The organism is Pseudarthrobacter sp. 05T312 (assembly GCF_056396685.1).
Genome location: NZ_JBFTLY010000057.1, coordinates 1 through 451 on the forward strand (window position 1 = coordinate 1; position 451 = coordinate 451).

General features: G+C 45.2%; 1 protein-coding gene. It reads right to left on the reverse strand.

All coding sequences use genetic code 11. The features are described from left to right. Window positions 1–72 precede the first annotated feature (72 nt). Entirely contained in the window at window positions 73–276 is a 204-nt protein-coding gene (locus AC1DIP_RS22280) for a spore germination protein GerPB (protein ID WP_282935846.1), read from the reverse strand. Window positions 277–451: the final 175 nt, after the last annotated feature.

Here is a 451-nt window from a genome sequence, read left to right on the forward strand (position 1 = left end):
CAAGTAGTACATAGTGATCAACCTCTCCCACAATACCTGCCGGGTTTATACTGCGGAATGTTTCAATCCAACTTATATTCTAGGTTCAGATAATGGAATAAAAGGAACTATGGAGCCTCCCACAGCCGGAGCTGGCCCACTGAAGCCACCGGTATTAAACAACTGGGAAACCGGCTTGATGATCCCTGCACTGCCAATCTGGAGGACTGATGAGTTCGATATCGCTTCGATTCTTAAAGTATGAATGACAATGTTTTGCTGGATAAACAAATTCATGATGTCTGCCCCACCTCCTGGATACTTGTGATATTCGGTGCGGCCGTAAGGCTTCTTTCCTCAAATGTTGCCGTATCATACACATTGATCACGCTCGGCTCATTATGAATATTCAACGTGTTGCCGGAATTGAATGATCCCCCACCTGCATATGTTGTACTGAAGGTACTTGGAG